General features: G+C 40.1%; 23 protein-coding genes and 1 pseudogene. 18 read left to right on the forward strand and 6 right to left on the reverse strand.

Translation table 11 applies throughout. The annotated features are described in order from the left end of the window. Positions 1 to 316: 316 nt before the first annotated feature. From ACR32F_RS16295 to ACR32F_RS16315, 5 genes are all read left to right on the forward strand, one after another. Positions 317 to 883: a helix-turn-helix domain-containing protein gene (locus ACR32F_RS16295; RefSeq protein WP_440108724.1), complete on the forward strand. Its 567-nt coding sequence runs from the start codon at positions 317 to 319 to the stop codon at positions 881 to 883. 211 nt (positions 884 to 1,094) lie between these two features. Next, the gene (locus ACR32F_RS16300) at positions 1,095 to 2,330 is read left to right on the forward strand and encodes a CynX/NimT family MFS transporter (RefSeq protein ID WP_440108726.1); all 1,236 of its coding nucleotides are present in this window, start codon (positions 1,095 to 1,097) and stop codon (positions 2,328 to 2,330) included. Between the two features lie 2 nt (positions 2,331 to 2,332). Beyond that, positions 2,333 to 2,764 carry a universal stress protein gene (locus ACR32F_RS16305; RefSeq protein ID WP_440108728.1) on the forward strand — a complete coding sequence of 144 codons (432 nt, stop codon included), beginning with the start codon at positions 2,333 to 2,335 and terminating at the stop codon, positions 2,762 to 2,764. Between the two features lie 352 nt (positions 2,765 to 3,116). Continuing rightward, complete coding sequence (locus ACR32F_RS16310) at positions 3,117 to 3,383, forward strand: hypothetical protein (protein WP_440108730.1); 267 nt, start codon at positions 3,117 to 3,119, stop codon at positions 3,381 to 3,383. A gap of 343 nt (positions 3,384 to 3,726) precedes the next feature. Further along, positions 3,727 to 3,852, forward strand: coding sequence for a hypothetical protein (locus ACR32F_RS16315; RefSeq protein WP_440108732.1), 126 nt, complete (start codon positions 3,727 to 3,729; stop codon positions 3,850 to 3,852). A 282-nt stretch (positions 3,853 to 4,134) separates the two neighbouring features. Here the strand turns inward: ACR32F_RS16315 and ACR32F_RS16320 are convergent, their stop codons facing one another. Further along, a complete protein-coding gene (locus ACR32F_RS16320; protein ID WP_440108734.1) occupies positions 4,135 to 4,548 on the reverse strand; it encodes an Lrp/AsnC family transcriptional regulator in 414 nt (137 codons plus the stop codon). A gap of 508 nt (positions 4,549 to 5,056) precedes the next feature. Here ACR32F_RS16320 and ACR32F_RS16325 point away from each other — a divergent pair. The 8 genes from ACR32F_RS16325 to ACR32F_RS16360 all read left to right on the forward strand — a co-directional run bounded on the left by ACR32F_RS16325 (position 5,057) and on the right by ACR32F_RS16360 (position 14,077). Then, positions 5,057 to 5,821 carry an MBL fold metallo-hydrolase gene (locus ACR32F_RS16325; protein WP_440108736.1) on the forward strand — a complete coding sequence of 255 codons (765 nt, stop codon included), beginning with the start codon at positions 5,057 to 5,059 and terminating at the stop codon, positions 5,819 to 5,821. A 157-nt stretch (positions 5,822 to 5,978) separates the two neighbouring features. After that, entirely contained in the window at positions 5,979 to 7,163 is a 1,185-nt protein-coding gene (locus ACR32F_RS16330) for an MFS transporter (RefSeq protein ID WP_440108739.1), read from the forward strand. 459 nt (positions 7,164 to 7,622) lie between these two features. Then, positions 7,623 to 9,131: a nickel ABC transporter substrate-binding protein gene (gene nikA, locus ACR32F_RS16335; protein WP_440119902.1), complete on the forward strand. Its 1,509-nt coding sequence runs from the start codon at positions 7,623 to 7,625 to the stop codon at positions 9,129 to 9,131. Between the two features lie 2 nt (positions 9,132 to 9,133). Then, positions 9,134 to 10,069 carry a nickel ABC transporter permease gene (gene nikB / locus ACR32F_RS16340; protein WP_440108742.1) on the forward strand — a complete coding sequence of 312 codons (936 nt, stop codon included), beginning with the start codon at positions 9,134 to 9,136 and terminating at the stop codon, positions 10,067 to 10,069. 2 nt (positions 10,070 to 10,071) lie between these two features. Continuing rightward, a complete protein-coding gene (gene nikC, locus ACR32F_RS16345; protein WP_440108745.1) occupies positions 10,072 to 10,914 on the forward strand; it encodes a nickel transporter permease in 843 nt (280 codons plus the stop codon). Beyond that, positions 10,880 to 11,731 (forward strand): ATP-binding cassette domain-containing protein, encoded by an 852-nt coding sequence (locus tag ACR32F_RS16350; protein ID WP_440108748.1) that lies wholly within the window; start codon positions 10,880 to 10,882, stop codon positions 11,729 to 11,731. The genes nikC and ACR32F_RS16350 overlap by 35 nt, the downstream gene beginning before the upstream one ends. Positions 11,732 to 11,733: 2 nt before the next feature. Then, entirely contained in the window at positions 11,734 to 12,516 is a 783-nt protein-coding gene (locus ACR32F_RS16355) for an ABC transporter ATP-binding protein (RefSeq protein ID WP_440108751.1), read from the forward strand. A 553-nt stretch (positions 12,517 to 13,069) separates the two neighbouring features. Then, on the forward strand, positions 13,070 to 14,077 hold the full coding sequence (locus ACR32F_RS16360) for an LLM class flavin-dependent oxidoreductase (RefSeq protein WP_440108753.1): 1,008 nt from the start codon (positions 13,070 to 13,072) through the stop codon (positions 14,075 to 14,077). 185 nt (positions 14,078 to 14,262) lie between these two features. Here the strand turns inward: ACR32F_RS16360 and ACR32F_RS16365 are convergent, their stop codons facing one another. The 3 genes from ACR32F_RS16365 to ACR32F_RS16375 all read right to left on the reverse strand — a co-directional run bounded on the left by ACR32F_RS16365 (position 14,263) and on the right by ACR32F_RS16375 (position 17,736). Next, a complete protein-coding gene (locus ACR32F_RS16365; protein ID WP_440108755.1) occupies positions 14,263 to 14,661 on the reverse strand; it encodes a winged helix-turn-helix transcriptional regulator in 399 nt (132 codons plus the stop codon). 631 nt (positions 14,662 to 15,292) lie between these two features. Then, positions 15,293 to 15,712, reverse strand: a complete 420-nt coding sequence (locus ACR32F_RS16370) for an Lrp/AsnC family transcriptional regulator (protein ID WP_046234539.1) — start codon at positions 15,710 to 15,712, stop codon at positions 15,293 to 15,295. Positions 15,713 to 16,548: 836 nt separating this feature from the next. Then, positions 16,549 to 17,736: an ROK family protein gene (locus ACR32F_RS16375; protein WP_440108759.1), complete on the reverse strand. Its 1,188-nt coding sequence runs from the start codon at positions 17,734 to 17,736 to the stop codon at positions 16,549 to 16,551. Between the two features lie 277 nt (positions 17,737 to 18,013). Between ACR32F_RS16375 and ACR32F_RS16380 the strand changes: the two genes are divergently transcribed. The 5 genes from ACR32F_RS16380 to ACR32F_RS16400 all read left to right on the forward strand — a co-directional run bounded on the left by ACR32F_RS16380 (position 18,014) and on the right by ACR32F_RS16400 (position 23,840). Continuing rightward, positions 18,014 to 18,649: a chromate transporter gene (locus ACR32F_RS16380; RefSeq protein WP_440108761.1), complete on the forward strand. Its 636-nt coding sequence runs from the start codon at positions 18,014 to 18,016 to the stop codon at positions 18,647 to 18,649. Positions 18,650 to 18,662: 13 nt separating this feature from the next. Continuing rightward, positions 18,663 to 19,196 (forward strand): chromate transporter, encoded by a 534-nt coding sequence (locus tag ACR32F_RS16385; RefSeq protein ID WP_440108763.1) that lies wholly within the window; start codon positions 18,663 to 18,665, stop codon positions 19,194 to 19,196. 387 nt (positions 19,197 to 19,583) lie between these two features. Then, complete coding sequence (locus ACR32F_RS16390) at positions 19,584 to 21,473, forward strand: beta-glucoside-specific PTS transporter subunit IIABC (RefSeq protein WP_440108765.1); 1,890 nt, start codon at positions 19,584 to 19,586, stop codon at positions 21,471 to 21,473. A gap of 18 nt (positions 21,474 to 21,491) precedes the next feature. Next, entirely contained in the window at positions 21,492 to 22,898 is a 1,407-nt protein-coding gene (locus ACR32F_RS16395; protein WP_440108767.1) for a glycoside hydrolase family 1 protein, read from the forward strand. Positions 22,899 to 22,991: 93 nt separating this feature from the next. Continuing rightward, positions 22,992 to 23,840 carry a BglG family transcription antiterminator gene (locus tag ACR32F_RS16400; protein WP_440108769.1) on the forward strand — a complete coding sequence of 283 codons (849 nt, stop codon included), beginning with the start codon at positions 22,992 to 22,994 and terminating at the stop codon, positions 23,838 to 23,840. On the opposite strand, the pseudogene ACR32F_RS16405 reads toward ACR32F_RS16400, so the two are convergent. Together ACR32F_RS16405 and ACR32F_RS16410 are read right to left on the reverse strand one after the other, a co-directional pair. After that, positions 23,814 to 24,140, reverse strand: a pseudogene (locus ACR32F_RS16405) (prolipoprotein diacylglyceryl transferase family protein); the annotation flags it as partial. The gene ACR32F_RS16400 and the pseudogene ACR32F_RS16405 sit on opposite strands and share 27 nt — an antisense overlap. Positions 24,141 to 24,164: 24 nt before the next feature. After that, entirely contained in the window at positions 24,165 to 25,130 is a 966-nt protein-coding gene (locus tag ACR32F_RS16410; protein WP_440108772.1) for a LacI family DNA-binding transcriptional regulator, read from the reverse strand. Between the last annotated feature and the right edge of the window lie 10 nt (positions 25,131 to 25,140).

The following is a 25,140-nucleotide window of genomic DNA, read 5'->3' on the forward strand; positions in this document are numbered from 1 at the left end:
AATGTCACTATTAAACCGTTCTTACTGAAGAAATGGTGCTGTTACGCATGGCTGTATCGGGGCGGCAGGCTGGAGATACTGTTGAAATGGAAGAATTGGCGGCGCAACACGCCCGAATCCCCGCAAGAGACGACGGACGTTATCAAGGTACGGGCAGCTTCGGGCGATATTCGGATCCGGTGAAGGTGGCCGTCAGTGAAAGATCATGGTGAAAGAGTTGAGGCAGGCTTACGCCTCTGTTGAAAATACTATATGGAAAAGAATCTAGATTATCAATATACTAGCTATAACAGTTTATTGTTGAGGTGAATATTAAATGGATGAAGTCAATGAATCAAAACAAATTGTATTACTAATGGGCGGTGCCTTGAAAAAGTACAGAAAAGAAAAAAATATGAGCTTAGACGACTTAGCGGAATTAACGGGCGTAAGCAAACTTACTCTGGGGAATATCGAACGTGGCGAAACAAATCCAACTTTGGCGATTATATGGAAAATTTCAAAAGGCATATCTTTACCGCTATTTGCTTTGTTCAAATCAGAAGACCCTGTTAATTTGTATCGAGCAGGCGAGGGACTGCGGTTTTCTAATGATCAAAAAAATTGGATCATTGAACCAGTTTTTAAAAACGCAAGCAACGATATTGAAATGTGTCGGGCTTACTTACAGCCGAATAGCTCGTATCACCCCGAAGGTCATCATGTGAATACAACTGAAATTGCGACAGTAATGACTGGCTCCATTGAAATTCAAGTCAATGGAGAGATTTACACATTGAATCAATATGATACGATCAGTTTTCGAGCAGATTATCCTCACTCTTATACCAACCATACGGAAAGCGAAACAGTGCTCCATATATCCTTAAAATATGGTTTCTAAAAGTCGATAATTTCTACTTATTAAATACAACTCCGAATTCATGGCGTGAATTCAGAGTTGTATTTTTGTTGTTTAGATGAGATTTGGTATATTATAAAATAATTATTGTTAATTATAATATATTATAATATACTTTTGTTATTCGCGCGGATGTGATGTTATTGTCATATAGAAACAAATAATACGTATGAATTCAGGAAGGAGAAAAAGAATGCCGAAAAAACAAAATAAAAAATTCGTGCCATCCTCTATAGGGCTGATCATTCTCGGCATTATTGTTATTGCTGCTAATTTACGTACTCCCTTAACCTCAGTTGGTCCTTTAGTGGGCCTTATAAGGGATGACGTTCATATCTCAAATACATTAGCAGGCCTGATCACAACGGTACCCTTGCTTGCCTTTGCTTTATTATCGCCTCTAGTACCAAAATTAGGACGAAGGTATGGGGTTGAGCGTATCATTTTGATTGCCCTAATCTTTCTGACTGTTGGTATTGTAATACGATCTTTATCTGGCGCAGTTAATCTGTTTATTGGGACAGCAGTTCTTGGATTCGCAATTGCCGTTTGTAATGTATTATTGCCCAGTATAATTAAACGGGATTTCCCACATAAAATTGGCTCCATGACAGGAGTTTACTCCATTTCAATGAATTTATGTGGAGCAATCGCATCGGGAATCAGTGTACCGCTAGCCATGAACGCAGGGCTAAAATGGCAGGGAGCAATGGGGATATGGGGGATACTAAGCTTTGTATCGATCCTCTGTTGGTTACCCCAATTAAGAAATCAAACGAAACAAACAGCCACGACGAGTCAACAGATGGCCAGCAACGATGTGAATGTTTGGCGATCCCCGCTTGCCTGGCAAGTAACCATGTTTATGGGTATACAGTCCATGGTTTTCTATGTGTTGATCGCATGGTTGCCTGAAATTTTAAAGCAGCAAGGAATTGACTCCAACCAATCTGGATGGTACCTCTCGATCATGCAGTTAGCTATGCTTCCATTTACCTTTATTGTCCCCGTTATTGCTGGGCGTATGTCTAGCCAACGTTTGTTAGTGGTCATCACAACCATTTTGCTTTTGACGGGGACGCTCGGACTTCTTTACGGAAGCTCCAATGTCATTCTGTTGTGGATCATAATACTCGGAATTGGTGGAGGCTTCGCCTTTAGTTTGGCCATGATGTTTTTCGGGTTACGTACTGAAAATGCGCACCAAGCAGCGGAACTGTCTGGCATGGCGCAATCGATCGGATATCTTCTTGCCGCAATCGGTCCTGCCCTTATAGGATATCTGCATGATGCGACAAATAGTTGGAACCTGCCACTTTTCATTCTGCTTGGCGCATCGGTCTTACTCTTTTTAGTCGGTATAGGAGCAGCAAGAAACCGTTTTGTAGGTTGCCCAAATAGTTACGAACTACCACGGAAAGGACGATAAATATGTTTGACAAAATTATGGTGGCCATTGATAAAGCTGAGACAACGAACAAACTCCTTGATGCAACCATTGAAATAGCACGAAACAAACCAACTCAAGTTACCTTGGTTAATGTCAGCCAGGAATATGTGCCGAATGGCATGACATATGTACCCGAGAATTTCTTGGAAGAATTATTGAACGAAATGGAGAAAGCGAGTTTGGAACAGCTGCAACAAACCAAATCTAAATTAAAATCTGCGGGGATTAACACGGAAACAGTTCATCTTAAGGGTGATCCTGCACATGAAATATTAAATTATGCAAAGGATACCGAGCAGCAACTTATTATTATCGGAAGCCGTGGGCTAAGGGGCATAAAAGAAATGATGCTTGGGAGTGTCAGCCACAAGGTTTCACAGCTATCAAGTTGCCCAGTCCTAAATGTACATTAACTCCTCGGTACTGCAGAGATGATGCATTGATATACAAACGGGGAACGTACAGCGGCATTCTAGGATATTTGTGTCCTACAATGCCGCTGTTTCTATATCCCTTTAGCGCTCAAATGCTGACGCTGAAGAGGAATGGAGGGAGGAACGGTGCTCCACAACGATCAACACCGTCCGGGAAACCCAGAGTGACCAGCGTTACCGAGCACTAAAAGTCCAACGGGTTTAGATTTTGTTAAAACGATGATTAAAGAAATCTAACAGTCGAAAAGGAGTCATTTTGTGGTAGGGAACTTTAGAAGAGGGACAGGATGACCCGCTTTGGCATTACCGTATATGTCTGGCATATTATTATTTGGAGCAGTACGAGAACGCGCGTGAAGCTTTTGAAGCAGCCGATCGACTGGAGCCGGGAGATGAGGACACACAAGAATTCCTGGAATGTATTCGGAATAAAACAGAAGAGGAACTCACAGAGGAATCCGTAGAGAAGCCCGTGGATATAGTCCAATCTGTTACTGGAATCTCCATCGAAGAAGCTGCACGCGGTATCCATCTGGAATTGACGAACTTTTGGAATGACAGTCCAGCATATGTCGATCAATATGTGTTGTCCCATTAGTAAGCAAACATTTAATTATGATACTATCACCCCTGTCAAGTAGACAGTACAAAATAGACGAAATTCAAGCAGCGACTTTTTCCCGATATTCTAACGGGGAACGGTCGTTTATTTTTTCTGATTGAGGATCGGAACTCGAAGGGAGGGAGAATGATGGATTAAGAGTCGAGTAGGAAACACGTTCGAAACCTTCATATGAGGTTAAACTGCAAACCAAAGCCTGTAGACCTAATAAACCACTACAGATACCAGTGGAACTTAAAAAGGATGACCGCTGTAGAATAAAGAGATCATCTTCTTCAAGCCATGTAGTTTTTTTAGAAGTGTCCTTTACATAGGGTACTTGGATCCTGAATTTAAAGATAGTCTTGTGGTACAGTATTCATCCATCTTATTATCCATATCTCAGATTTCTGAAGTGTGTTTTATTCTCGCCGTCCCATTCTATTTACAAACATCTGTTATATAGAAGGCTGGCTAGAGCTATGCTTCTTTCTCAAGCCAGTAGAAGGCATCAGAGCAGATACTATATTTGCAGTATTGTCTTATGTATGTGCAAGTTTTCATTCGCGTTTAGCAATTCACCATAAAGAATGATCCACTTCTTTTACGACGCAACGAGCTAGGAACCGTCAACGACGATCAAATAGGATTATGTAAGAAACTCCGAAAACCCACTATATTCAAGGGTTTTCGGCACTAGATAAAACATGCTTCGTTATTCCACCGAAAAAGGTATTTCTAATATTTTTTAAAGTTTATTAATTACAATCGATATCTTATAATTAACATGTTTGTTTAAATCTATTAAAAACTGGTCTAACACCTCATTAGACTGGAATTTACATTCCAAAAGGTAACAACCATCACCACTTATTCTGTAGTTGTTCAACACAAATTTTTCTTGTTCTTTTATAAGCGAAAGATAAGGCTGATGGGATGTGCTTTTTGTAAAAATTGTAATCCAGGCATGTACCCAACAACCGAGTTCATTCTGATTTACTTGGATTGTATACCTTTCAATTACTCCTCTATCCTCTAGTTTTGCCACTCTAGCTGCTGCGGCTGGACCAGTCAAGTGAACTTTTCTACCTAATTCCTTCATCGTAATTCGGCTGTTTATTGAAAGTTCATCTATGATAAGTTTATCCGTGGAATCTAACATCGATCTGTATCCTTTCAAAAATGAAGTTCATTGTTTGGAAGACTTAAGTGTCTCTGCTTTTAATGATTATTCATAATATAAACTAACTTTAAATGAAAGAAAAGAGTTCGAATCGTAACATTACACGAATAATTACTATCGAATAAGTAAATTAAAACTATACTAGAGCGCAGGTTATCTAAAAGAGGTATGTACTAACTTTTCCAAAGTTTGATAACAACGAAATCATGTTCTTAAATTCAGTTTGCCCACATCAATTGAAATTATCATTAATGTGATTGTAGCCTTTACCACTTAATGAATGTATAAACCATTTTGGTGGGGCAGCCGTTAGCGTTATTATATCTTCAATTACATTGTTTTTTGTCTGTATTTATCCAGCAAACATGACTTTCTTTAATAAATGAAGTAAACCGGTCAAAACGCTTTATTTAATCGATGTATATGGACAGTGCGATTGGTATAAAATCGATCTTGTAAAACAAAAACAAAGGGGAATCCATATATAATGAAGATTCAACAAATTCGAAATGCCACAATCAATGTACAATATGCAGGGAAAAAATTTCTAGTCGATCCAATGCTCGCGGACAAGGGTGCGTATTCTCCATTTCCTGCAGGGTTCAGAGAAGACGTAAGGAATCCTATAATTGATTTGCCAATGTCGGTTGACGATATTATCAAGGACGTCGATGCAATCATTTTAACTCACTTGCACCAGGATCATTATGATGATGTAGCAAAAAAAGTGCTTCCCAAGAGTATTAAAGTTTTCGTTCAAGATGAAAAGGATGCAAAACAAGTTATGAATGATGGTTTTCAACAAGTGGAAGTACTCACTGAAAATACAGTTTTTGAAGGAATCCAGTTAGTTAAAACACAAGGTGAACACGGAAGAGGAGAAGAATTACTAAAGGCTATGGGAGAGGTTTGTGGTATTGTTTTCAATCATCGCAGCGAAAAGACATTATATGTAGCTGGAGACACCGTTTGGTATGATGGTATCCAAAATGAAATTGATGCACACACTCCTGACGTTATTGTTGTAAACGCTGGAAACAATGTTTGGCAAAGTATGGGCTCGCTTATTATGGGTAAAGAAGATGTTTATGAGGTATTGAAGGCAGCTCCTAAGTCTAAAATTATAGCTGTTCACATGGAAGCTGTTAACCACTGGACTTTATCTAGAGAAGAACTTGAACGCTATGCAGATGAAAAGGGTTTTTCTTCTAGTTTATTAATTCCTGAAGATGGCGAGTCGTACACTTTTTAATAATGAAAATGATGCTTAAGTCACTATTAAGATTTTAACAAGTAATGAGACCCTTAAGGGTCTCATTTTATATATGATTACTCAAACAGTTACTTAGACCCGCAATATAGATTGTTACACCAAGAGGTTATAATCTAACTGAGACAGGAGAACGGCTATGAACCAAACGAATCCTAAATTGTGGACGAAAAACTTTATTGCTCTTTCGTCAGTCAACTTTACTATGACATTAATTTTCTTCTTATTAAATGCAACAATCATCCTATATGCAATTAATGAATTTAATGCGTCTACCAGCCAAGCTGGGATCATTGCAGGTATTTTTATTATCGGTTCATTATTAGGGCGTTTATTTATAGGACGTCTTATACTAACCAAAAAGGTTTTGATGACCTGGTTGCTTTTCTTTATTTTCACAACTTTACTTTATTTCACCCATTTAAATATTGCATTTCTCATATTAAGCCGATTTCTGAACGGTATCACAGTAGGGGTAGTAACTACTGTCGTTAGTACAAGTGCAGTACTTAGCCTTCCTGTTTCACGTAAAGGTGAAGGAATCAGTTATTTTGCAATTAGTACTGCTCTCGCTACGGGGATTGGCCCTTTAATTGGTTTGAAAATGAGCCAAAACGCAAACTTTGATATGATTTTTTCATTTTCTCTTTTGCTTGGGATTATTAATTTAATAATTGCAGTTTTAATAAAGTTTCCTACAAGCAATATAACTGAGATAAAAAAAGGACAGAGACTGAAAATCTCTGACTTTATTGAGCCTAAAGTGATACCAATAGCAACTTTAATGTTCATTATGGCTTTTTCTTTCTCGGGTATAGTTTCATATTTGAATGTTTATGCTTCAGAAATCGGATTATTAGACACCGCAAGTTTCTTCTTTATGGTCTATACAGTGTTTGTATTGATATCAAGACCTTTTACAGGACGAATAATGGACAGGAAAGGTGCAAACATTATCATCTATCCAGCTCTTCTTATATTCGGAGCAGGCATGCTTCTTTTAAGCTCAGTTACTACTGGTGTTTCACTCTTAATAGCTGGTGCATTAGTTGCTTTAGGATTTGGGAATATTTCATCGATATCCCAATCTATAGCAATCAGTTTAGCTGAACCCCATAGAATTGGTTTAGCAACTGCGACTTTTTTTATATTTTATGATCTTGGGAACGGTTTTGGACCATCTATTATCGGGTTATTGATTCCAGTTACAGGCTATAAAGGTCTGTATGTAGTATTAGGATTAATTATACTAGCGTCAGTTCCTTTTTATCACTATTTGTATGGAAAGAAAGAACGTAACAGTAAAAAACAATTGATTAACTAAATAACACCATTGACTTACATTATCCGCGGGATGCGTGGTGGCATCATTTATCTTTTGAGGATCAGACTGTACTGAAAGAGAGTGATAACGGGAAAAAGCCAGAGCGAATTATTATTTTTATCAAACTGCTGGGAGTTATTGATTTGGAAATATCAGATTTCATTGCGAGACTCCTGTTTGCTCTTATCGAACTTCCAGTAGGCATCATCATGGGGTGATCGGTGCTCCGTTATTCTTATCCTTACTACGTTCCAAAAATCATATGTAGAAAAATATTAACTCAAGCGATTGATTTCAATAGCTTGAGTTTTTTGTCACAATTTTTAGCGATAATAGCTCATTGGGGCTATTACGAATATACATATCATCAAGTACGATATAAAACGTATTGTTTTTATATCATCTGAAAGCTTTATCAGTGGAGGTTAGACAACGTTGCACACACAGAGAAAAATAACGATGATTTTGGTTCTATGCTTAATTCTTTTAATTTCTGCTTGTTCCAGTGCACCCAAGGATGCAACAACGCAACCTGCAGAAACTGAAGACAAGGAAGTTACGTTTTTGTTCAACTTTGCAAGCCAGACGATTGATCCCCATCTGGATTATACTCCGCTAAGGGCTGGAGTTACAGAAACCCTTGTTAAACTGGGGGAAGATCTTCAGATCGAGCCCTGGTTGGCTGAGAAATGGGACACCGCGGATGGACAGCACTGGACATTTGAGATTAAAAAGAACGTAACCTTTCAGGATGGACGGACCCTTGATGCAGAAGCCGTGAAACAATCTTTGGAAAGGGCAATCAAGGTTAATCCTGGTGTAGAGCAGGTGTTGAAGATCAAGGAAATGAGTGCATCAGGCCAGACACTTAACATTACGACTGAGAAGGCATTCCCTCAATTTCCGTCAGAGCTTGTTCACCCGAACGCATCGATTCTTGATGTAAACGCGCCTGATCCGGACAAAAAACCAGTTGGAACCGGACCTTTCAAAGTCACGTCCTTCACATCCGGAAGCACGCTCAAGGTGGATCGCTATAATGAATATTGGGGTGGGGCTGCCAAGCTCAGTCGCGCTTCATTCAACTTCAATGAAGATCCGAGTGCCCGCCTTTCCGCGTTAATGTCCGGAGATGCCGATATTGTGTATCGTCCGCCAACCGAGAGCCTGGACACAATGAAAAGTGACTCGACCCTTCATATGGAATCGGTCACAAGCTTGCGGACACACGAGCTTATTTTCAATACAAACCAACCTGAATTCAAAAACAAATATGTAAGAAAAGCCTTCGATGCCCTCGTGAATCGTGAAGAATTGAAGGACGTGATTATGGGTGGACAGGCTACGCTTGCAACGGGGCCATTCATGCCAGGTTTCTCATTTATTCCTTCATATGAAGCCAAAAAGACAGGATCCGAAGTAGCATTGACATGGTTTGAAAAGGCTGGGTATCAGGTGGAACAAGGCAATGTCAGTAAAGACGGAAAGCCGCTCAACCTGAAACTTGTAACGTATACATCACGGGCTGAATTCCCGCTATTTGCTCAAGTATTACAAGCGCAAGCGAAGAAAATCGGCATCAACATTACGATTCAGTACGTGGATAATTATGAAGATTATCTGCTCACCAAAGATGACTGGGATTTGGGCACATATAGTCCATTGATTGCACCACGCGGAGATGCAAGTTACTTCCTGAATGTAGTCTTCAAACCTGACGGTACACTGAATTTCGGCAAAATCAATGACCCGGAATTAATCCAGTGGATTGATCAGTTGGATCAGATGGTGGATACCAATAAACGTAATGCATTAATTGAAAAAATTCTGATGCATATTGATCAGGAGACATATTATTCCTACTTGGTTCATCCTAATACACTCGTTGTGTACAAAGATCGTGTGAAAAATTGGATAACCAGCAAAAGTGAGTATTACATGCTGACGAATCAATTGGATGTGGAGTAGGTATGAACAAGCTTTTGAAACGAAGTTTAGAATTCATCCTCTTTATTTTACTTCTATCCTTTATAAGCTTTGTTTTTGTGAAATTAGCTCCTGGTGATGCAGTAAGGGAATTATTGCGTTCGGATGATGTGGCCGTGACCACTTCCGAAATAGAAAAGCAACGAGAAGCGTTGGGGTTTAATGACCCTGTGCTCGTGCAGTACGGGCAATGGCTTTCGCGTCTTGTGCGACTGGATTTGGGTAATTCGTACATGACTAATCGTCCCGTAACGGAGGAATTGCTGGGCAAGTTACCTGCAACATTACTGCTGACGTGTACTTCGCTGCTAGTATTAATGCTCATTGCCATTCCTCTTGGTACGCTTTCTGCTTTATATCCCAATCGCATTATAGACCGGTTCAGTCGTCTTTTGGCTGTATTAGGTACCTCAGTCCCTAGCTTCTGGCTGGGGCTTCTTTTTATAGAAGGCTTTTCTGTGAGAACTCATCTGTTTCCCTCTATGGGAATGGGGACCATCGCACACCTTGTGCTTCCATCGTTAACACTGGGATTGACCATGGCAGCCGTTTACGTTCGTCTCATTCGTTCCAGTTTGCTGAAAAGTTTAGATCAGGATTTTGTTCGGGGTGCCCGATCCAGAGGAATAGGGGAAGCGAGTATACTCACTCGACACGCCTTTCGACATGCATTAACTCCCGTCATCACGATGTTTGGTGTAAGTATCGGAAGCTTGCTCGGGGGAACGGTTGTGATAGAAGTGTTGTTCGCTTATCCGGGTATGGGAAAATTCATTGTTGACGCTATTCAGAGTCGTGATTACCCGGTTATTCAGGGTTATATGGTTCTGATGGGTCTGATCGTTACGATAATCCACATTTTGGTTGACCTTCTAAATGACTATTTAACCCCTGAGATCCGACTGAAGGGGGAACGATAATCATGTTTAAGGCTAAATCACATGTTGCCTCTACTGCTGGAGCATCAAATAATAGAGTTCACATCATCATTATGATAGTTGTTGTCTTGACTTTGATCTGTTCGCCTTATTTTGTTCCTCATGACCCATATGCGGTAGACTTAGCGATAAGGCTTCTGCCCCCAGATATGAAACATCTGCTAGGGACCGATGATCTCGGTCGAGATCTGTTCTCACGTCTGCTGCTCGGTGGAAGGAATACGGTAGGAACCAGTCTGATTGTGCTCCTGAGTGCACTGGCGATCGGGATTCCCGCAGGATTAATGGCTGGGTATGCAGGAGGGTGGATAGACCGAATCTATAAACGAATATCGGATGCATTTCTTGCATTTCCAGATTTCATCATTGCCATTGTGCTCAGTGGGCTGATGGGACCAGGCATCTTCAACCTGATGATTGCCATCGTTTCGGTCAAATGGATTACGTATTCCCGGATCGTTCGCAATAGCGTTATCGCGGAGAAGAATCAGGACTATGTTACGATTGCCCGCCTGAGCGGATTACGTCCTCATCAGATTTTGTGGAAGCATATGTTGCCACATGCGCTGTCTCAGGTGATTGTGATCGCTTCGCTGGATATTGGTAAAATCATTCTCATGATTGCCTCGCTCTCCTATATCGGGCTTGGCTCGCAGCCCCCTGCACCAGAATGGGGGGCGATGCTGAACGAGGGACGGGTACACTTTCATAGTGTACCCTACCTTATGATAGCCCCTGGACTTGCCATCATGCTTGTAGTTCTCTGGTCCAACATGTTAGGAGATCGTATTCGTGATCGAATGGATAATAAACGGAATAGGGGATGAACAAGGAATGACGACTATACTCAATATGAACGGACTCCGCCTTGCGGCAGGAGAGAAGACCCTCGTTCACGACATTAACCTGTCTATTGACTCTGGCGAATGGATGGCTGTCATTGGGGAAAGTGGGAGTGGAAAAACGATAACAGGACTTTCGATCGGTCGTCTGCTTCCAAACGGAATCCGCCATATAGCAGGACAAATAACGTTCAACGGTCAGTCTTTATCCGACCTCTCCAACAAAAAGATGCAACGGTTACGGGGGAGAGAAATCTCCTATGTATTTCAAGAGTACGCTGGTATATTCAGCCCATTCCTTCCATTGGGCAAGCAGATGGATGAGACACTTCGGGTTCATTATAACTGGGGACGTAAGGAGCGTAAAGAACGAATCCTACAGTCCCTAAATGACGTTTCCTTGCCTGAAGAACGGGTTGTTCTCAGCTACCCGTTTCAGCTGAGTGGCGGACAATTACAACGTGTATCTATCGCGACGGCCATGCTGCTAGAGCCAAAACTATTGATAGCGGACGAGCCAACATCTGCGCTGGACTGGATGAGCGGAGCAGAAATCTTAAACCTGTTAACCCGGTTAAGGCAGAAAACGGGTTGCGCTATTATGTTCATTACACATGACTTGAAACTGGCAAGACGCTACGCGGATCAGATCGTTATTATGAAAGAAGGACGAATTCTTGAATCAGGCAAAGTTGAAAATGTGCTAGCGCAGCCTGAACATCCGTATACACGAACGCTTCTGGCAGCAGAGTCGGTACTAACTTATGCTGAACCTGAAATACCAACGATGAGGGGGGAATAGTTATGAAACAAGAAGCTGTACTTGCTGTCCAAAAACTGAACAAGACCTATCCTGGAAATATAAGTGCGATGAACGGAATATCCTTCAACATCCTGCCAGGAGAATGCCTAGGACTGATTGGAGAAAGCGGGAGCGGCAAGAGTACGCTGGCACGGTGTATTTTGCTCATGGAGAAAATGGACTCCGGACAAATGTGGTTTCAGGGAAGAGAGATGTTAAAACCACGAACTGATTCCGCCTACCGAGCCATTCAGGGTCAAGTTCAGGCCGTATTCCAAAATCCCGCGTCCAGTCTCAATTCCAGGCTACGGATCATCGATTCCGTGATGGAACCGCTGGATACCTTCAAGAATCGAACACCGGCAATCCTAAAGGAGTACAGACAGGACAGGCTGAAGTGTGCCGAACGGCTACTGGATATGGTGGATCTGCCAGGGCATATCTTGCATCAGTATCCCCATGAGCTGAGTGGAGGACAGAAGCAGCGGGTCGCTATTGCCAGAGCGGTAAGCAGCGAGCCAGCCCTGATCATCATGGATGAACCCACATCCAGTCTGGATATGATTACACAGGCCCAGATGATCGATATGCTTATGACACTGCAAAAAAATATCGGATTTGCCTGTTTGTTTATTTCACATGATCTGGCTACAGTGCAGCGCATATCTCATAGAATTATAGTATTGCATCAGGGCAGAATCATTGACCATTTTGCCAAAGAAGAATTGTTTTCGTCGGAGAGACTTGTGTATACCCAACAATACATTCAAAAATTCATGCATTGATTTTAAGTAAAGGGGTAGGAAGGAGTCTACTCAGAAATACTGAAATAGATTCTGCAAATCCTTGCACTGTATCAAATCGTTTAGGGAGATCACAAATAAAATCCGGCTTCGAGAGCCGGATTTTATTTGTGATCTCCTTAGTTTAAAAAGTATCTCTTTGAGCCAATACAGTTCATCAACAGGCTTTCAGTTGGCACTGGAAGATATATCAAATGCAATTCAGGCTAATACATAAATTAATTCAAGTGTTTTCGATGTTTTAGTTTATGTTTGAAAGTAGTAAGTATTTTAGTAACAGGACGTTTAGAAGTAAAGTTCGTAATAGAGTATGTTTGACCGTTAGTTAGTACATCTCGTTCACTATTCAAGTTCTATTTTTATGTAAACTTTCAACTATAAAGCAAAAGCGCGAAATTACTTTGTTTTCTCTATGTAACAATTGATTGAGAAAGTATACATTTATTTGGTACACAATCGAGAGCGATTATACATTCAATATAAAATATTATCTTTCTCTAATTTTGTATAAAACTAGATTTTTTGAGGTGAAATCATGAAAAAATTTGATATATCTGTTTTATCAGTTGCTCCATTAAGACAAGGAGAAACAATGAAAGAAGGGATTGATTCCGCAGTATCTTTAGCTAAAGCTGTAGATAAAATGGGTTATAAACGGATTTGGTTTGCAGAACACCATAATCACGATGCTTACGCAAGTGCAGCCGTCGTTTCAATTGTACAACACATATTAGCAAATACTGAGGATATTCGTGTAGGTTCAGGTGGTATTATGTTGCCCAATCATTCCCCACTAGTCGTAGCTGAGCAATTTGGAACACTTGAAACATTGTACCCAAATCGAGTAGATCTAGCATTAGGGCGTGCACCAGGAACGGATCAAAAGACTGCTGAAGTAATTCGGCGTTCAAACCATAATGGTGTATTTTTCTTTGAACGAGAAGTAAAAGATATCTTGCAATATGTAGGAGATGAGAGCATCCAAGGGGAGGTTCGTGCTTATCCAGGTATGGGAACGAATGTACCAATTTTTGTGTTAGGCTCTTCAACAGGTTCAGCTAAAATCGCGGCTAGCCTTGGTTTACCTTATGCATTTGGTGCTCAATTTTCACCTCATGAGATGACCGAAGGGCTCGCTATTTATCGAGAAAACTTCCAACCGTCCGCTTATTTGCAGGAACCTTATGTGATGGCTTGTATAAATGTGATTGCAGCTGATTCAATGGAAGAGGCAACACTGATTTCTGCGAGTCATTTGCAAGTATATATCGATATTTATACAAATAATTTAAGTCAGCTTATTCCGCCAACTGAAAACTTCCTTCAATCTTTATCTCAAGCTGAGCTGGAAATTATCTATCATCGACTAGGGTATACACTCCTAGGTGATGCAGACACTCTTCGGCTTGATTTAATTGAATTTCAGCAGACTTATCAGGTAGATGAACTCATTGTGATATCAAATATTTACGAATCCAAAAAGGAAATTCATTCTTATGAAATTTTAAAACGCGTTGTGGATGAGTTATTTGATCAAAAGTGACTTGAAGAAAGTTAATTCAGTCATCTATGAAATAACAATAATTCCAGGAAGAAGCAGGATTCATTAAGACCTGCTTCTTCCTGGAATCATCATGAATCTTAATATCTAATCACTGAAAGCTGTTCAAGTGTTTAAACTGAAGGTTACTGTATAAATTAACTGATAACGCTTTAATCCCCAATATATTACTGTGTTAATTCCACCGAGCTCAGAAAACTTTCTTCATTCTCCGCTGGCTTTTCAGTTTCATTCACCGTTTTTCTTAAATAGTCAGTTCCCCAGTTCTGCAATTCGATCAAAATGGGTACTAGACTCTCACCCAACTCTGTCAACATATATTCGACTTTTGGTGGGACTTCGGGATACACTCTGCGGCTAATTAAATTGTCTTCTTCAAGCTCGCGCAACTGGCGGGTCAATGTTCGGTGAGTAATATTCGGTAGTGCTCTTTGAAGCTCATTAAAGCGTTTGACTTTATGTGAGATTAAATGATAGAGAACCAGTATTTTCCATTTTCCTCCAATAAGATTAACACTTGCTTCGACCGGACATTGGCCTTCGAATGCTTCAATTTCATTTTTCATATTACCACTCCTTAGAGGATACTGTATGTCGCGACTGTCCTTACTTATGAGGCAAATTTTTAACTTCCATCGAAAGCGATGTGAACTACTGAAATCCAATTATAAACTTTCATAAATCAAGCGAAAAGTATGAAAATCGATATTACTGAAGAGATTTTTATCCGATGTAAGTGCTATATAAGTTGAACTAAAGATATATTCACACGTACACTCCGATGACAGAATAACCTTCCAATCGCTGTTATCCCCAGATTTTTTTGATTCCCTTTTCTCAAGGGGAAAATCCGCTGATAAAGGCGAACGCTTCGCTTTTTCAGGTTTTTTCTGTCCTCTCCGTTTCTGTGTAAATGATTAGTTCAACTTATATAGAATAATTACATAAAAAAATAGTAACGCTACAGATTCTTTCAAACTCACTGAAGCCTCTAACGAAATTTGTGAGGGCATTCTATTTATATAAAACACTAGGGGAGTATAGAAATACAAATACAATTTTTCATATGAAGTAGTGTATCATTAGGCATTTTATAGAACAGAGAAGTAAGTACATTTTCATCATTATTATAAAATGTAGCTAGGAGAGTAACGTATAAGTTGATAAAATCTAAAATTTCTATTAGTAAGCACACTTTCAAATATCCAGTTTATTAATAACAGTTGAAAGTTTGTAATTGGCATGTTTATTTAAGTCGACTAGAAAATCATTAAGATAATCATTCGATGGAAACCTGCACTCCAAAATATAACATCCCTCTCCACTAATCCTATAGTTATTTATTATATAGTTCATTTGTGTCTTTATAAAAGAGAGATAAAATTGATGGTTTGTTTCTTTTGTGAATATTGTAATAAAAGCGTGTATATAGCAGCTTAGTTTAGCTTGATTCACTTTAATGGTATATCCCTCAATAACTCCATTGTCTTCTAATTTTGCTACTCTGGACGCAGTAGCTTGTCCAGTCATATGAATTTTTGTGCCCAGTTCTTTCATAGTAACTCGACTGTTATTGGATAATTCATCCAATATTCGACGATCGGTATTGTCTAACATTTTTATTCCTTTCTTTAATCAAGTAATTATCAGATATCTTTGATTGATTTTATTTTATCCCCAACACAACAAGTATAGACTATATATTATTTCAAGAAAACAGTAAAAGAAACGGAGTAATCAAATGAGGACATGAGTTTGAATTTAAACAGTAAATTCAAGTTCGAATAAGTAAACCTTCATAGAGTTCAGCTTTGAATATTGAAAATGTTTATGATACAAGTCAAGTCGGTTAAATACCCAACTAAATAAGCAAGGAGAATAACCATGAGCCAGATAATCCTAAACTATGGACGAAAGAGTTTATTTTTCTTTCCGCCGTCCGTTTTTGCACATCTATAGCTTAAAACAAAAAAAGATCGGTTTTGGATCAATTGAACTTGACCCGAAACCGATCTATTTTTGCATAAGGAGGTTAGTTTATTTTCGCTCCGGAAAATATTTCTCACGTTCATTGTTGCTACCATGAAAGCACCCGCCTGTTGCACGAAAGCTTGAAAATGGGCGCTGATATAACATCCGATAAGAGGTATTATTGCTCGTTAGAGGTATTGATCACTCAGGGCGCTGTGAGATATTAATGTGGGGGTATAGCGCTATTCTGTTCCGTTCGATAATGCCCCCAGCAGGTAACATCTGCAAATTCATAGATAGGGTTGATTGGCGTTAAGCCATTCGACCTGCACGGTATACTCATTTCCAATTAGAAAGTAAATAAAGGCTCATGTTTATTTAGGATTTATTAAGTCGGCTCATTAGCATGTAAAAAAAATCAAAAAAACTCTGTATTAACCGCTGAGCGGTGGGAACAGAGTTTCGCATTATTTAATGTTTGTTTACTTCTCCCAACTTTGCAGAATCTGGAGTGCGGCTCCAGTCACCACGCCTTCCTCTTTAAGAATACCCGGGGTAAAAATGGGGTTGTATTTAGGATAATGGTATATATTTTTTCGGGCAACCTGTATTGCCGTATGATATACTATCGGGTCCGCATTAATAAGTGCTCCACCCATAATGACATATTCGGGATGAACAGTATTGATCAAATTGGCAAGCCCAACTCCCAGATAGGAAGCTGTTTCAATGAACAGCTCTCTTACCAGAGCATCTTCCTCTTTCAAAGCATTAACAAGAGAAGGGAAATTAACACATTCAGGTGGGATGATCGAAAGCGAGCTTTCGCGTCCTATTTTAAGTTGAGACTGTACACGCTCTTCAAGTGAAGGAACAGATACATATGCCTCTAAAGATCCATAATTCCCCTTGTCACTGAGTCTACGCCCTCCTGTTTGAATGATCATTTGGCCGATCGCTCCTTCAGTGTCAGCAGCACCACGCAAAATCTGACCTCCAGACATAATCGACGATCGTATGTTCACTCCGGCATGAACATACAGCATATGCTCACAAGCTTCATTTCGGAGCGCCCAATGCTCTGCAAGCAAGGCAGTGTTTGCGCCGTTATCGAGTTTTGTAGGGATATTAAGTTCCTTTTCCAGCAACTTGCATATAGGAACATTACTCCAAGAATCGGAAGGGAAATATTCTGGCTCTAATATAATACCCTTTTTAGGATCCAAAGGGCCTACTGCACCGATCCCCATTCCCAGAATTTGTTCATGAGCTATATGGTGATGATGTAGCATTTTATTTGACTCGTTCACCACCAGTTCCACTAAGCGCTCTGGCGTGAGGCTATGGTCCATCTCCCAACGAACAGCAGATAATCGGTTGAGATGTAGATCAAATAGGCCAAGTGAGGAACTGATGCGTGAGATTTCCAAACCCATAAGATAGCGATAATGTGGGTTTGTTTGAAAGAGAATGGGTTTACGCCCTCCAGTTGATGTACCAAGTCCGGAGACAAGTATAAGTTTTTGAGCTAGCATGTCTTCGAGCATACGAGTCATGCTACTACTCGTGATTGAGAAATATTCTAGCAAATCTGCTTTGGAGACTGTTCCAAGAAAAGCGATTCGATCATAAATTTGCTTCTTAATTGAAAAATGGGAATGATTCAACATTATATTCTACTCCATTTCCAAGTGAATAAGTCGGGATATATTTAGTATAGCTGATGGAAGACTGGTTTTCCAGCTAATGTTATAGGAATAATATAGTTTATACTGTAATGAATTTAACTTAGTTATTTTCCTCAGCTATTTTTGAATTATATAATATAAAATGATGTAATTATTACAATTTACGCTTTTGAGATATTTACTTTATTCCAAAATGAAATTAACGTGTTATAATATTAGAGATCGAATATGTATGAGTATTATGTAACGGAGGTACCATATGAGTGTAAAACAAAAGGAATACATTAAAATGCTCACACAACTGTTTGTTGTTTTTGTCAAGTTGGGCCCCTCAACTTTCGGGGGAGGATATGCAATGATTACAGCAATTGAGCGGGAAATTGTGGATAAGAAAGCATGGCTAAAACCTAATGAGGTAGGGGATATGGTATCCGTTTCTGCATCCGCACCTGGGGGCGTAGTTGTAAACTCAGCTGCTTTCGTCGGATATAGGCTTGCAGGAATACTCGGTGCGATCATCTCCGTTATTGCTATAACACTACCGACCTTTTTAATTGTGCTAAGTCTCAGTATATTAGGCATGATGTTTCAAGATGTTTCCAAGGTAAATGCAGCTCTAAAAGGAGTTCATGCTGCAGTTGTTGCATTAATCATTGTGGCCGCATTCAAAGTGGGTAAGACATCCATAATGGATTCATCCACATTGTTTATTGCAGGTCTAAGCACCTTTCTACTGCTTTTCACATCGCTTCACTCTTTATACCTGATTCTTGGAGGTCCAATTGTGGGCGTGACTATTATTTCAATTAAACGTGCTCTTGGTCTTTCAGCCCCAACAGAGAAGGAAGAAGAAAGTCATCAGTCAGAACTAAATTATCCTGAATATTACATCTGAAGGTGTTGATCGCATGTTGTGGGAATTGTTTATCTTATTTTTGAAAATTGGATCTCTTTCATTTGGTGGGGGGTATGCAGTAATAACTCTCATTCAACGCGAAGTGACTGAAAAAGGATGGATTAAGCCAGAACAGTTTCAAGATTTTGTTGCTTTAGCTGGGATGGCCCCAGGTTCCATTGCTACTAATACTGCAACTCTAATCGGTTACTCTCAAATGGGCATCTTAGGTGGGATCATATCTACTATTGGGATAATTTTGCCCTCTCTCGTTATTGTCATCCTTTTTGCAGCTTTTTTTCTCCGCGTACAAAACAATCATTGGGTCCGATCCTCGTTTTATGGACTGCGTCCAATCATTACAGGACTTATCATTTATGCTGCGATCCACTTTGGAATTGGAGGGCATAAGGAACCATTGTTTAGCTGGTCAACCTTCGGGATGCTTGTCATTTGTGTCAGCAGTCTCATCGCGGTAACTAAATACAAGATCCATCCATTCGCAGTAATCTTGTTATCAGCAGTATGCGGTATCGTTATATTTTGATAGATATTCCGGGTCCTGCAATCCAGATAGGACTGAACAGATATGTAATGAAGCACTCCTGGTGAACTAAACTAGACCCTTTCTACGATGATGAAGATAAGGGGTATTTAGAACCGTATATTTGGTCAAAGATCGGATCTAGGAAATACGCTTAAATATATAGAATCGTATGCTCAATGAAACCGCTTGTATTTTGATTACCGCCCGGTTATAATACAATAAACAAAAAAAATAACCGGACATGTCACTGGTAAAGCAGGCAGGATCCATAAAGATTAGGTAACACTTTGAAGTGCTATCTAATTTTTAGAGGATACCTGTCTTTTTTGTTTTTGTTTATTGTATGGCCGAACAATAAACGCACAGATCCACCGAGGGGGAACGAGAATGAATTATGAAAAAACGGCAAAAGACATTCTGAATTATGTAGGTGGGAAAAAAAATGTAGCTCATTTAGGGCATTGTGCAACACGATTGCGATTTACTCTGAAGGATGATCGTCAGGCAAATGTTGAGGCGATCAAGAAAGTGCCAGGCGTACTTGATGTCGTTAATAAAGGTCAATTTCAAGTTGTCGTAGGTAATAATGTCGTTGAAGTTTATGATGAACTGGTGAAAGCAGGAAATTTTGAGGGTGGGACAGGAAACGAGGCTGATGCCAGGTCAAACGATTCCAAACGGGAGAAAAAGAATATCGGATCAATGATTCTTGATTTTTTTGTTAGCGTGTTCCAACCTTTGATTCCAGCCATGGCTGGAGCAGGGATACTAAAATCCATGCTGTTATTATTATCCGTCATTGGGTTGATCGATCCGAAAGGTTCAACGTATGTCGTCTTAACTTCCATTAGCGGTGCAGTCTTTTATTTCTTGCCTATTTTGGTGGCGCTTACTGCGGCTGCAAAACTAAAAGTTAATCATGTGGTTGCAGCAGCTGCTATGAGTGTTCTGCTGTTCCCTGACATGATTGCGAATTTAGGGAGTGGGGCTAGTTTCCTTTCTATTCCTTTAACTAATGTAAATTATGCCTCGCAAGTTTTTCCATCAATCTTAGGCGTTATATTCTATGCCTTTATGGAAAGATTTTTCTTTAAAGTGTCACCTAAGCCGATCCGTGTCTTTTTCGTGCCGATGATGTCCTTGCTTCTAACGGTTCCTGTGACTCTGGGTGTTTTAGGTCCACTTGGTTTTCATTTGGGAACGTATTTAACAGTCGCCATACTCTTTTTATTTTCTAATTTCGGCTGGGTTGCCGTCGGCATTTTGGCAGCACTCCTTCCGTTTATGATTGCTACTGGTATGCATAAAGCACTGACGCCATACGTTATTTCCGCCATAGCTGCCTCTGGAAAGGAACTTCTCCTGCTGCCTGCTTTATTCGCACATAATATGGCTGAAAGCGCGGCAAGTTTTGCCGTGGCGATTCGCACTAAGGATACGAGACTAAGAGGGGTCGCTGTGTCATCTGCTATTTCCGCTATGTTTGGTATTGCGGAGCCAGCCCTATACGGAGTTACGCTACAACGAAAGCGTGTACTCACAAGTATTGTTATCTCCAGTTTGATTGGCGGATTGAGTCTTGGATTGCTTGGAGTAGCTGGTAGTACGGTAGTGAGTCCAAGCTTGGCAAGCATCTCGATGTTTATTGATCCAAGCAACAAAATGAATTTTGTATACGCGATCTTGGGTTTGGTTATTTCTTATGTTATCTCTTTTGTGCTTACGTTATTTTTGTGGAAAGACGATGCTCAGCAACCAGGTGAATCGAATGCCGTGGATAACAAAGAATCAACGAAGAGCATGAATACGGTGGTTAGAAGCAAAGAAGTAGTTGCCATCAAACAGCCTGTTCAAGGGGAAATTATTCCTCTTACAGAAGTAAAAGATGATGTGTTTTCAACCAAATCGATGGGCGAAGGGATAGCCGTCATTCCTTCGAAAGGCGAACTCTATGCCCCAACGGACGGGACTATAAAAATGGTATTCCGTACTCAACATGCAGTAGCGATGGAAACAGCTAACGGAAGTGAGTTGCTTTTCCACATCGGTGTTGACACAGTTAAACTAAAAGGAAAGTTTTTTGAGTCTCAAGTCAAAATCGGAGACCAAGTGAAGGCAGGGGATGTACTGGTCAAGTTTGACATCGAGGGAATTGTCGAAGCGGGCTATGATCCAGTATTGATAACTGTCGTTACAAGTAGAGAGGGCTACAATGTCCAATATGCCGAGGGCGACCGTAAAGGTAATGATCCTTTAATGTTTATAACTACTATATAAATGGAGGAGAAAGTCATAATGAATCAGGGGTTTCCTAATAATTTCTTATGGGGCGGAGCAACAGCCGCCAACCAGTGTGAAGGAGCATTTTTAAAAGACGGTAAAGGGTTAAGTACGGCTGATGTAATGACTTCAGGGGATTTGGATTCTCCCAGAAAAATTACTGAAAGTATTATGGAAGGCGAATACTATCCGAGTCATGTAGGTATTGATCACTACAATCGGTTTAAGGAAGATCTTGCTTTGTTTGCAGAGATGGGATTTAAATGTTACCGCCTGTCCATTAATTGGACACGTATTTTCCCTAATGGAGACGAAGAAATTCCAAACGAGGCAGGATTAGAATATTACGATCAAATATTCGACACATGCAGAGCATACGGGATTGAGCCATTGGTTACAATATCCCATTTCGAAACACCCCTCGGATTGTTGGAATATGGTTCATGGGAAAATCGCAAGGTAGTTGACTTTTATTTAAACTACTGTCAAGTTATTTTTAATCGCTATAAAGGAAAGGTAAAGTACTGGATTACATTTAATGAGATTAATGTTATGTCAACTAAGGCCTGGATGGCTGGGGGGATTAATTCGGATGATGAGCAGACAAGAATGACTGCAGCCTATCATCAATTTCTAGCTAGCGCTAAGGCTGTTCAGCTTGCGCATACGATTGATCCGGAAAATAAAGTCGGAATGATGTATGCCGGACACTTTTCGTATCCCAACAGTTGCGATCCCGAAGATATGCAAGCTAATGCTGATTTCATGCAGAAGATGTTGTTTTATTGCGATGTACAATGTCGAGGTTATTATCCGGCATACAAGTTAAAGGAATTTGAACGTCAGGGGATTGTTTTGCCTATTCTGGAAGATGATTTGGAACAATTATTGAAAGGAAAAGTTGATTTTCTGTCGTACAGTTATTACTTAACACATGTCGTCGGGAAGGAAACCAGTACAGAGTTTAAAGGACTAAATGGCGTGAAAACAGGATACAAAAACCCTTATCTGCCAACAACAGAATGGGGATGGACTATCAATCCGATGGGACTTCGGTATTCGTTAAATCTACTATATGACCGCTATCAAATTCCGCTGATGATAGTGGAGAATGGAATGGGCGCGGTCGATAAGGTCGAGGAAGACCGGAGTATCCATGATTCGTATCGAATCGATTATTTACGCCAACATATAGAGCAGATGAAAAAGGCCATTGAGATCGACGGTATTCCTGTAATGGGGTATACCATGTGGTCACCGATCGATATTATCTCGGCGAGCACGGGTGAAATGAAGAAAAGATACGGACTAATTTACGTGGATGTGGATGATTATGGAAATGGGACATTCCGACGAATCAGGAAAGACTCGTTCTTTTGGTATCAGCAAGTGATTCAGTCGAATGGTAGCGATCTCGATTAATGATATTGTTCGTAATCGCCTTGTTCTTTGTGTAGATTGCTATCTAAATCGTTTAAATTCCCTTTAGATTAGTGAAATGGAAGAGGTGATCAAATGAAAAAGATAAAAAAAGTATTGAATTCAAATGTGGTTTTAGCAGAGGATCAGCAAAAAAATGAATTTATCCTTCTAGGCAAAGGCATTGGATACGGAAGGAAAATGGGGACTGTGATTGAGGAGCATCAAGCCGATCAAATTTTCATACCCGTCGAAAACATTAAAGTCAAAGAGTTTCTTGGTCTTCTGGATACCATTTCTCCAGTGTTTGTGGAACTGACACAAAAGATCGTAACGTATGCGGAGAATGAGCTTTCAGTTAAACTTAACGCAAGTGTTTATTTTATGCTGATGGACCATTTGAGTTTTGCAGTGGAAAGGCATAAGAAAAACATCAATATTACGAATCGGGTATACTGGGAGATCAAAACGTATTATCCCAAAGAATACAAAGTGGGCGTGTTTGCACTTCAGCTGATGAATCAAACTCTGCAAACGGATCTGCCTGTTGAGGAAGCAGCTAATATTGCTTTTCATTTAATTAATGCTCAAGGGGAGCACAGTGATTCTTCCGACGGAATGAAATTTGCCAAGATGATCGGAAGCATTGTTAATCTGGCTAAGTATACGTTTAATATTGAGATGGACGATGATAATGTTCATTACAGTCGGTTTATCACCCATATCAAATTTTTTGTGGAACGATTTTATTCAGGTCAGATGTTGAATGATGAGAGCCACGTTCTATTCGAGCATATCGCTAGCTTGCATCCTGAGGCCATGTCAGGTGCATTTAAGATCCGAGAGTATATTGAGCAAGTTTACGGAAAAGCTGTGCCAAACGAAGAGTTGGCATACCTCGCAGTACATCTGCATAGGTTAATTAACTACAATCAGCTCGGGTGACTGAATTTTCAACTTCTGTGTGACCACTAAATCGTACTGCCGATTTAGTGGTTTTTCGTATGTCTTTCTGGGAGAACCCAAAAACTCCATTGGATTCCATATGGCTTTCAGAAATGTGGCAAGCCACTGCGGACCGGGAAAAGAAAGGCTACCTGTACGCACACCTTCTACATAGAAACGACCAAGCGAGGACCATATAAACAAGCTCAAAAACAATTGGTCCGATCTTAAGAAAGGTCTCCGCCGAAGGATAATCAACAGAAAAGGTCCAATTAAACTCCAGATCATTTCATATAAAAATGTGGGGTGATAATATTGTAATAGTCATGTTGATTGTCGTTCAATTAAAGTATATTTCAGAGGGATTAACTCTTTGGCAGTGGTATCAAGCATGTTTTGTATAATAGTGAAAGCATTCTCTGCTTGCTGATCAACTGGATAATGAATTGTCGTCAAATCGAGTAAATGAGCGACCTCGGTGTTATCAAATCCGATGATTCCAACGTCCCCTGGAACCGAAAATTTGGTTCTCCGTAGTTGAGTAATAAATCCGGCTGCAACCTCATCATTAGCACAGAAAATAGCATCTGGTCTGTTTGTTTGTGCAATCCACCATCTTGCAAGTTCTTCTCCGTCTCGCACATAAATCTTATCCTGAAAATTCGGGAATTCTACCGTCAATTTATATTTGGCAATAAAGTCAGCGTATGCTCTCATGCGCTCTTTTGTGTTAAGTCCGTTAGATATGGGATATACACTAAGTATCTTTCTATAGCCTTTGAGGTATAAGTGTTCGAGTCCAATCCCATATGCTTCGTATTGATCCATAAACACAGAGGGGATACTACTGTTTTCAAGACGCTGCCATGTGACGATCGGGCCATATTTGGTATAGGATTCGATAACGTTCCACTCATTGCTTCGGAGCACGCATACTATCGCGTCCAGTTGTTTCCGTTTCAGCATTTCGAGTGCCACCAGTTCTTTCTCTACCTGACCATTCGTAATGAACAGAGTGATGTTGAATCCCTGTTTCTCGGCAGGCTGAGTAAAGGCCTGTATGAATCTGATAAATAGCGGATTGAAAGCGACTGCGACAATTCCAATCAAACAGGTAGCGCCCTTTTTTAGAGATATTGCATTGCCGTTAGGTACATAATCCAGTTGTTCCATAATTTCAATTACTTTCTTTCTGGTTGATTCGCTTACGTGGGGGTGCCTATTGATAACACGTGAAATGGTTGCAGTAGATACACCCGCCAAACGGGCGATCTCGCTGATATTTGCCATGTATTCCACC

Origin of the sequence: Paenibacillus hebaui, assembly GCF_051934385.1 — a bacterium.
Classification (GTDB): Bacteria; Bacillota; Bacilli; order Paenibacillales; family Paenibacillaceae; genus Paenibacillus.

What these genes read in the sequence shown, in the direction of transcription:
- ACR32F_RS16400 (WP_440108769.1), top strand. Translation starts at nt 22,992, where the DNA reads ATGAAAAAGATAAAAAAAGTATTGAATTCAAATGTGGTTTTAGCAGAG.
- ACR32F_RS16385 (WP_440108763.1), top strand. Translation starts at nt 18,663, where the DNA reads ATGTTGTGGGAATTGTTTATCTTATTTTTGAAAATTGGATCTCTTTCA.
- ACR32F_RS16320 (WP_440108734.1), bottom strand. Translation starts at nt 4,548, where the DNA reads ATGTTAGATTCCACGGATAAACTTATCATAGATGAACTTTCAATAAAC.
- ACR32F_RS16355 (WP_440108751.1), top strand. Translation starts at nt 11,734, where the DNA reads ATGAAACAAGAAGCTGTACTTGCTGTCCAAAAACTGAACAAGACCTAT.
- ACR32F_RS16330 (WP_440108739.1), top strand. Translation starts at nt 5,979, where the DNA reads ATGAACCAAACGAATCCTAAATTGTGGACGAAAAACTTTATTGCTCTT.
- ACR32F_RS16375 (WP_440108759.1), bottom strand. Translation starts at nt 17,736, where the DNA reads ATGTTGAATCATTCCCATTTTTCAATTAAGAAGCAAATTTATGATCGA.
- ACR32F_RS16300 (WP_440108726.1), top strand. Translation starts at nt 1,095, where the DNA reads ATGCCGAAAAAACAAAATAAAAAATTCGTGCCATCCTCTATAGGGCTG.
- ACR32F_RS16370 (WP_046234539.1), bottom strand. Translation starts at nt 15,712, where the DNA reads ATGTTAGACAATACCGATCGTCGAATATTGGATGAATTATCCAATAAC.
- ACR32F_RS16295 (WP_440108724.1), top strand. Translation starts at nt 317, where the DNA reads ATGGATGAAGTCAATGAATCAAAACAAATTGTATTACTAATGGGCGGT.
- ACR32F_RS16325 (WP_440108736.1), top strand. Translation starts at nt 5,057, where the DNA reads ATGAAGATTCAACAAATTCGAAATGCCACAATCAATGTACAATATGCA.
- ACR32F_RS16365 (WP_440108755.1), bottom strand. Translation starts at nt 14,661, where the DNA reads ATGAAAAATGAAATTGAAGCATTCGAAGGCCAATGTCCGGTCGAAGCA.
- ACR32F_RS16305 (WP_440108728.1), top strand. Translation starts at nt 2,333, where the DNA reads ATGTTTGACAAAATTATGGTGGCCATTGATAAAGCTGAGACAACGAAC.
- nikA (WP_440119902.1), top strand. Translation starts at nt 7,623, where the DNA reads ATGATTTTGGTTCTATGCTTAATTCTTTTAATTTCTGCTTGTTCCAGT.
- ACR32F_RS16410 (WP_440108772.1), bottom strand. Translation starts at nt 25,130, where the DNA reads ATGGCAAATATCAGCGAGATCGCCCGTTTGGCGGGTGTATCTACTGCA.
- nikB (WP_440108742.1), top strand. Translation starts at nt 9,134, where the DNA reads ATGAACAAGCTTTTGAAACGAAGTTTAGAATTCATCCTCTTTATTTTA.
- ACR32F_RS16360 (WP_440108753.1), top strand. Translation starts at nt 13,070, where the DNA reads ATGAAAAAATTTGATATATCTGTTTTATCAGTTGCTCCATTAAGACAA.
- ACR32F_RS16395 (WP_440108767.1), top strand. Translation starts at nt 21,492, where the DNA reads ATGAATCAGGGGTTTCCTAATAATTTCTTATGGGGCGGAGCAACAGCC.
- ACR32F_RS16380 (WP_440108761.1), top strand. Translation starts at nt 18,014, where the DNA reads ATGAGTGTAAAACAAAAGGAATACATTAAAATGCTCACACAACTGTTT.
- ACR32F_RS16390 (WP_440108765.1), top strand. Translation starts at nt 19,584, where the DNA reads ATGAATTATGAAAAAACGGCAAAAGACATTCTGAATTATGTAGGTGGG.
- nikC (WP_440108745.1), top strand. Translation starts at nt 10,072, where the DNA reads ATGTTTAAGGCTAAATCACATGTTGCCTCTACTGCTGGAGCATCAAAT.